Annotated in this window: 4 protein-coding genes and 2 rRNA genes; 3 read left to right on the plus strand and 3 right to left on the minus strand. The window is 51.9% G+C overall.

The window, feature by feature from the left end:
• The first annotated feature begins 15 nt into the window (after window positions 1-15).
• The 3 genes from pat (at window position 16) to WC7_RS08520 (ending at window position 4,514) form a co-directional block, all read left to right on the plus strand.
• Window positions 16-2,676 (plus strand): bifunctional acetate--CoA ligase family protein/GNAT family N-acetyltransferase, encoded by a 2,661-nt coding sequence (gene pat / locus WC7_RS08530; RefSeq protein ID WP_016154058.1) that lies wholly within the window; start codon window positions 16-18, stop codon window positions 2,674-2,676.
• A 114-nt stretch (window positions 2,677-2,790) separates the two neighbouring features.
• Window positions 2,791-4,146: a CDP-diacylglycerol--serine O-phosphatidyltransferase gene (gene pssA, locus WC7_RS08525; protein WP_003835350.1), complete on the plus strand. Its 1,356-nt coding sequence runs from the start codon at window positions 2,791-2,793 to the stop codon at window positions 4,144-4,146.
• A gap of 32 nt (window positions 4,147-4,178) precedes the next feature.
• Entirely contained in the window at window positions 4,179-4,514 is a 336-nt protein-coding gene (locus WC7_RS08520) for a YfiM family lipoprotein (protein ID WP_202633508.1), read from the plus strand.
• On the opposite strand, the gene WC7_RS08515 is transcribed toward WC7_RS08520, so the two are convergent.
• The 3 genes from WC7_RS08515 to WC7_RS08505 all read right to left on the minus strand — a co-directional run.
• Window positions 4,511-5,809 (minus strand): MFS transporter, encoded by a 1,299-nt coding sequence (locus tag WC7_RS08515; protein ID WP_016154060.1) that lies wholly within the window; start codon window positions 5,807-5,809, stop codon window positions 4,511-4,513. The two genes, WC7_RS08520 and WC7_RS08515, sit on opposite strands and share 4 nt — an antisense overlap.
• A 285-nt stretch (window positions 5,810-6,094) precedes the next feature.
• A 5S ribosomal RNA gene (gene rrf / locus WC7_RS08510) occupies window positions 6,095-6,210 on the minus strand.
• 96 nt (window positions 6,211-6,306) lie between these two features.
• A 23S ribosomal RNA gene (locus WC7_RS08505) occupies window positions 6,307-7,803 on the minus strand; the annotation flags it as partial.

A 7,803-nucleotide genomic window follows, 5' to 3' on the forward strand; every position in this document is an offset into this window, starting at 1 on the left:
ATTAAGGAAGCCGATATGAGTCAGCGTGGTCTGGAAGCACTACTGCGACCGAAATCCATTGCGGTGATTGGGGCGTCAATGAAGCCTAATCGCGCAGGTTACCTGATGATGCGTAACCTGCTTGCCGGCGGTTTCAATGGACCTGTTTTACCAGTGACGCCAGCATGGAAAGCGGTGTTGGGCGTCCTGGCCTGGCCCAATATCAACAGCCTGCCTTTTAGCCCAGACCTTGCCGTGTTGTGCACCAATGCCAGCCGCAACCTGGCATTACTCGAAGCGCTTGGCGAGAAAGGCTGTAAAACCTGCATTATTCTTTCAGCTCCCGCATCGCAGCACCTGGAATTGTTGGCCTGCGCCGCACGCTACAACATACGTCTCCTCGGCCCAAACAGCCTGGGACTTCTCGCGCCCTGGCAGGGGCTTAACGCCAGCTTTTCCCCCGTTCCCATCAAGCGCGGTAAGTTGGCATTTATTTCCCAGTCAGCGGCGATTTCCAACACCATTCTGGACTGGGCGCAGCAGCGCGACATGGGTTTTTCCTGGTTTATCGCGCTGGGCGACAGCCTGGATATCGACGTTGATGAACTACTGGATTACCTGGCGCGCGACAGTAAAACCAGCGCGATATTACTGTATCTCGAACATTTAAGTGATGCCCGGCGCTTTGTCTCCGCCGCCCGTAGCGCCTCGCGCAATAAACCCATTCTGGTGATTAAGAGCGGTCGCAGTCCGGCTGCGCAGCGTTTACTGCATACCAGTGCAGGGATGGACCCTGCGTGGGACGCGGCTATCCAGCGCGCCGGTTTATTACGCGTACAAGACACTCACGAGCTGTTCTCTGCGGTAGAAACCCTGAGCCACATGCGTCCACTGCGCGGCGACAGGCTGATGATCATCAGCAATGGGGCCGCGCCTGCCGCACTGGCATTAGATGAGCTGTGGTCAAAAAATGGTAAGTTGGCGACATTGAGTGAAGATACCTGCCAGAAATTACGCGATGCGTTACCTGAACATATTGATATCGCCAACCCGCTGGATCTGCGTGACGACGCCAGCAGCGAACACTACGTTAAGACGCTGGATATCTTGCTCGCCAGCCAGGATTTCGACGCACTGATGGTGATTCACTCACCCAGCGCAGCCGCCCCGGGAACAGAAAGCGCACAAGCGTTAATCGAAGCGGTAAAACGTCATCCCCGCGGTAAGTTTGTCTCGTTGCTGACCAACTGGTGCGGAGAGTTTTCCTCTCAGGAAGCCCGTAGACTGTTTAGCGAAGCCGGATTACCTACCTACCGCACGCCAGAAGGCACCATCACCGCGTTTATGCATATGGTGGAGTACCGGCGTAACCAGAAGCAACTGCGGGAAACCCCTGCGCTGCCCGACTACCTGACCACCAACACCGCCGAGGCGCATAATCTGTTACAGCAGGCGATTGCTGAAGGAGCAACGTCGCTGGATACCCATGAAGTGCAGCCGATTTTACAAGCCTATGGCTTACACACGCTGCCGACGTGGATCGCCAGCGACAGCGCTGAAGCCGTACACATCGCGGAGCAAATCGGTTACCCAGTGGCGCTAAAGCTGCGTTCTCCTGATATCCCGCATAAATCAGAAGTTCAGGGGGTAATGCTCTACCTGCGGACGGCAACAGAGGTGCAGCAGGCAGCCAATGCGATTTTTGATCGGGTAAAAATGGCCTGGCCGCAGGCGCGCATTCACGGTTTATTAGTACAAAGTATGGCGAATCGCGCTGGCGCTCAGGAGCTGCGCGTCGTCGTTGAACACGACCCGGTATTTGGCCCGTTGATTATGCTTGGTGAAGGCGGAGTTGAGTGGCGACCAGAAGAACAAGCCGTGGTGGCGTTGCCGCCATTGAACATGAATCTGGCGCGTTATCTGGTGATCCAGGGGATCAAAAATAAAAAGATCCGCGCTCGCAGCGCATTACGCCCATTGGATATCGCCGGGTTAAGTCAGCTTCTGGTGCAGGTCTCCAATCTGATCGTCGATTGTCCGGAAATTCAGCGTCTGGATATTCATCCGCTGTTGGCCTCCGCCGGTGAATTTACCGCGCTGGATGTCACGCTGGACATTGCCCCTTTCACGGGCGATAACGAAAGCAGGCTGGCTATACGTCCCTACCCCCATCAGCTTGAAGAATGGGTGGAGTTGAAGAACGGCGAGCGTTGCTTGTTCCGCCCTATTTTGCCCGAGGATGAACCTCATCTGCAGCAGTTCATTTCTCAGGTAACAAAAGAAGATCTTTATTATCGCTATTTCAGTGAGATCAACGAATTTACCCACGAAGATTTAGCCAATATGACGCAGATCGACTACGATCGGGAAATGGCCTTTGTTGCGATACGCTGTAAAAACAATCAGCAAGAGATCCTCGGCGTAACGCGAGCAATCTCGGATCCTGATAACATTGACGCCGAGTTCGCCGTGCTGGTTCGTTCAGATCTCAAAGGGCTTGGACTGGGTCGCCGGTTGATGGAAAAATTAATTGCATATACCCGAGATCACGGACTTAGACGTTTGAATGGTATTACGATGCCAAACAATCGTGGGATGGTCGCCCTGGCCCGGAAACTCGGGTTCGCTGTTGACGTCCAACTCGAAGAGGGAATTGTTGGGCTAACGCTTAATCTGGCCCAATTTGAGGAATCGTGAGTAAGGTACTGGAAATGTTGACCACATTAATAGGTACTGGTGGTATCATTACCCGCTTATGTCGTCTGCATAGCACAGAGGACCCTTCAATGAACAGAGAAGAAATGCACTGTGATGTTGTCAAAATTTAAGCGTAATAAACATCAACAACACCTTGCCCAACTACCCAAGATTTCTCAGTCAGTTGATGATGTAGATTTCTTTTATGCTCCCGCTAATTTCAGGGAGACTCTGCTGGAAAAAATAGCCAGCGCGACGCGACGGATCTGCATTATTGCGCTGTACCTGGAACAGGATGACGGTGGCAAAGGCATACTCGACGCGCTCTATGCGGCAAAACGGCAGCGTCCTGAACTGGATGTACGGGTGCTTGTCGACTGGCACCGAGCCCAGCGCGGACGTATTGGTGCTGCGGCATCAAATACCAACGCTGACTGGTATTGCCGAATGGCACAAGAAAACCCAGGTATTGATATTCCTGTCTACGGTGTTCCGATTAACACCCGAGAAGCGCTTGGCGTCCTGCATTTTAAAGGCTTTATCATCGATGACAGCGTCCTGTACAGCGGGGCCAGCCTGAATGATGTTTATCTGCATCAGCATGATAAATATCGCTATGACCGTTATCAGTTGATTCGCAACGCGCAAATGGCCGATATCATGTTCGATTGGGTCACGCAGAACCTGATGAACGGTCGCGGCGTTAATCGCCTTGATGATATTAATCGCCCTAAAAGCCCGGAAATTAAAAACGACATCCGCCTGTACCGTCAGGAACTGCGCGATGCGTCATTCCATTTTCAGGGTGATGCGGATAATGAACAGCTTTCGGTAACGCCTCTGGTAGGCCTTGGAAAATCCAGTCTGTTAAATAAGACCATTTTCCACCTTATGCCCTGCGCGGAGCACAAGCTCACAATCTGTACCCCTTATTTCAACCTGCCCGCTATACTGGTGCGCAATATCATTCAGCTGCTGCGTGAAGGCAAAAAGGTCGAGATCATTGTCGGTGATAAAACTGCCAACGACTTTTTCATTCCAGAAGATGAGCCATTTAAAATCATCGGCGCGCTGCCCTACCTGTATGAAATTAACCTGCGCCGTTTCCTGAGCAGACTGCAATATTATGTGAATACCGACCAACTGGTCGTGCGCTTATGGAAAGATGATGACAACACCTATCATCTGAAAGGCATGTGGGTTGATGATAAATGGATGCTGCTCACCGGCAACAACCTTAACCCTCGCGCCTGGCGTCTGGATCTGGAAAACGCCATCCTTATCCACGATCCGAAGCAAGAGCTGACTCCCCAGCGCGATAAAGAGCTGGAGCTTATTCGCACGCATACCACCGTCGTTAAGCACTATCGCGACCTGCAAAGCATTGCCGACTATCCAGTCAAAGTGCGTAAGCTCATCCGTCGACTACGCCGTATCCGTATCGACAGATTAATTAGCCGTATTCTGTAACCAAGACCCCGTCCAGTGACGGGGTTTTTCCTATGGAGGCAACGGTGCGCTTGTTTATTCTTTTCAGTATCATGGCCATTTCTGGCTGCAGCCACATGGCAAACGACCGCTGGAGCGGACAAGACAAGGCTCAACACTTTATCGCCTCCGCTATGCTCTCCGCGGCTGGAAACGAATATGCTCAACATCAGGGCAACAGCCGCGATCGCAGCGCGGCTATCGGCCTGATGTTCTCAGTCAGCCTGGGCGCGTCAAAAGAGCTATGGGACAGCCGTCCCGCTGGGAGCGGCTGGAGCTGGAAAGACTTCGCCTGGGATGTTGCAGGTGCGTCTACCGGTTATGCGGTCTGGCAACTGGCACATCACTAGAGGCGCAGACCTTTCCCCTTCCCATGCAGCATCAGGGATACCAAAAATGCGACTATTGCCAGTGCTGTAACGTACCAGAAGAATGTTGTTTCCATACCGACAGACTTCAGGGATAACGCAACATATTCGGCTGAGCCACCAAACAGAGCATTGGCCACCGCATAAGATAATCCAACCCCCAGAGCGCGCACCTGTGCCGGGAACATTTCGGCCTTCAGAATACCGCTGATTGACGTATAGAAACTCACAATCAGCAAGGCACACATCACCAGAGCAAACGCCATATACGGGGACGTCACGCTTTGCAACGCTGTCAGAATGGGGACGGTGAAAATCGCGGCCAACGCGCCAAAACACAGCATTGAAGTACGTCGGCCAATTTTATCTGACAAGGCACCGAACAACGGTTGCACCAGCATAAACACACACAGTGCCGCCGTCATAATCCCACTGGCTACGTTGGCATGCATACCGGCGGTGTTAACCAGGTACTTCTGCATGTAGGTTGTGAACGTGTAAAAACACAGCGAGCCAGCAGCGGTAAAGCCAAGCACCATGATGAAGGCTTTGCGATTACGCCACAGACCTTTCAGAGAACCAGCTTCTTTCAGCGCGCGAACGTCCTGTTTCGAGGTTTCATCCAACTGTCGACGCAGCCATAACGCAACAATAGCCAGTACGGCGCCCAACGCAAATGGAATACGCCAACCCCACGATCTTAGCGCTGAGTCTTCTAACGTTTGCTGTAATATGACCACAACCAGCAGTGCCAGTAACTGCCCGCCGATTAACGTCACGTACTGGAAGGAAGCATAAAAACCTTTCTTCCCTTCAACGGCTACTTCACTCATATAGGTAGCGCTGGTCCCGTATTCACCACCGACAGACAGCCCCTGAAATAACCTAGCCAGCAGCAATAGAGCAGGAGCCCAGGTACCGATGGTTTCATATCCCGGAAGACAAGCGATCACCAGCGATCCCATACACATCATACAAACTGACAGCAGCATCGACTTTTTACGCCCGTGCTTATCCGCGATGCGACCAAACAGCCAGCCGCCAATCGGTCGCATCAGAAAGCCTGCAGCAAAAACTCCGGCTGTTTGTAAGAGTTGCGTAGTGGTGTTTCCTGATGGAAAAAAGATATGAGCAAAATAGAGAGAGCAGAAAGAATAGATATAGAAATCAAACCATTCGACCAGATTCCCTGATGATGCTCCGACAATCGCCCATATACGACGCCGAGTATCGCCGTCTGCCAGCGCCCCGTTCTCAGTTACACTGCTATCAGCCATTAGAATTGTACCCCTGCCAACGATTGCATTAATTTATCAATGGTGGTTGTGTCTTTTTTGGTGACATAAATGTTATATAATTGTTATAAGTTATTATGAGAGAAAGATCACGGTTTTCATTAGCAGAGAAAGGATTCAGATATGTTCGAGAAAGAGAAAAATCGGTTTGAAATAGAGTGGGCTTTTATGGGCTGGATAAAATGGTTCGCTGCATCCGGCAGTTCTGACTGCCCTGCAGACGCAAAAAAGCCCATCCGGCAGGATGGGCTTCTTCACTTATTTGATGCCTGGCAGTTCCCTACTCTCGCATGGGGAGACCCCACACTACCATCGGCGCTACGGCGTTTCACTTCTGAGTTCGGCATGGGGTCAGGTGGGACCACCGCGCTACAGCCGCCAGGCAAATTCTGTCTATCAACACACTTTTCGCATGTCGATGTAATCTGTAATCAAGCTGAATTTCGATGTCTCTTTCGCCAAAACATCTTCGGCGTTGTAAGGTTAAGCCTCACGGTTCATTAGTATCGGTTAGCTCAACGTATCGCTACGCTTACACACCCGACCTATCAACGTCGTCGTCTTCAACGTTCCTTCAGGACCCTTAAGGGGTCAGGGAGAACTCATCTCGGGGCAAGTTTCGTGCTTAGATGCTTTCAGCACTTATCTCTTCCGCATTTAGCTACCGGGCAATGCCATTGGCATGACAACCCGAACACCAGTGATGCGTCCACTCCGGTCCTCTCGTACTAGGAGCAGCCCCCCTCAATTCTCCAGCGCCCACGGCAGATAGGGACCGAACTGTCTCACGACGTTCTAAACCCAGCTCGCGTACCACTTTAAATGGCGAACAGCCATACCCTTGGGACCTACTTCAGCCCCAGGATGTGATGAGCCGACATCGAGGTGCCAAACACCGCCGTCGATATGAACTCTTGGGCGGTATCAGCCTGTTATCCCCGGAGTACCTTTTATCCGTTGAGCGATGGCCCTTCCATTCAGAACCACCGGATCACTAAGACCTGCTTTCGCACCTGCTCGAGCCGTCACTCTCGCAGTCAAGCTAGCTTATGCCTTTGCACTAACCTCCTGATGTCCGACCAGGATTAGCTAACCTTCGTGCTCCTCCGTTACTCTTTAGGAGGAGACCGCCCCAGTCAAACTACCCACCAGACACTGTCCGCAACCCGGATTACGGGTCTACGTTAGAACACCAGCCATTAAAGGGTGGTATTTCAAGGTTGGCTCCATGCAGACTGGCGTCCACACTTCAAAGCCTCCCACCTATCCTACACATCAAGGACCAGTGTTCAGTGTCAAGCTATAGTAAAGGTTCACGGGGTCTTTCCGTCTTGCCGCGGGTACACTGCATCTTCACAGCGAGTTCAATTTCACTGAGTCTCGGGTGGAGACAGCCTGGCCATCATTACGCCATTCGTGCAGGTCGGAACTTACCCGACAAGGAATTTCGCTACCTTAGGACCGTTATAGTTACGGCCGCCGTTTACCGGGGCTTCGATCAAGAGCTTCTCCTTACGGATAACCCCATCAATTAACCTTCCGGCACCGGGCAGGCGTCACACCGTATACGTCCACTTTCGTGTTTGCACAGTGCTGTGTTTTTAATAAACAGTTGCAGCCAGCTGGTATCTTCGACTGATTTCAGCTCCATGAGTAAATCACTTCACCTACATATCAGCGTGCCTTCTCCCGAAGTTACGGCACCATTTTGCCTAGTTCCTTCACCCGAGTTCTCTCAAGCGCCTTGGTATTCTCTACCTGACCACCTGTGTCGGTTTGGGGTACGATTTCGTGTTACCTGATGCTTAGAGGCTTTTCCTGGAAGCAGGGCATTTGTTACTTCAGCACCGTAGTGCCTCGTCATCACACCTCAGCGTTAACAAGACTCCGGATTTACCTGGAATCTCCGCCTACATGCTTAAACCGGGACAACCGTCGCCCGGCTAACATAGCCTTCTCCGTCCCCCCCTCGCAGT

The sequence above is a fragment of the Citrobacter sp. KTE151 genome (assembly GCF_000398845.1).
GTDB classification, from domain to species: domain Bacteria; phylum Pseudomonadota; class Gammaproteobacteria; order Enterobacterales; family Enterobacteriaceae; genus Citrobacter; species Citrobacter braakii.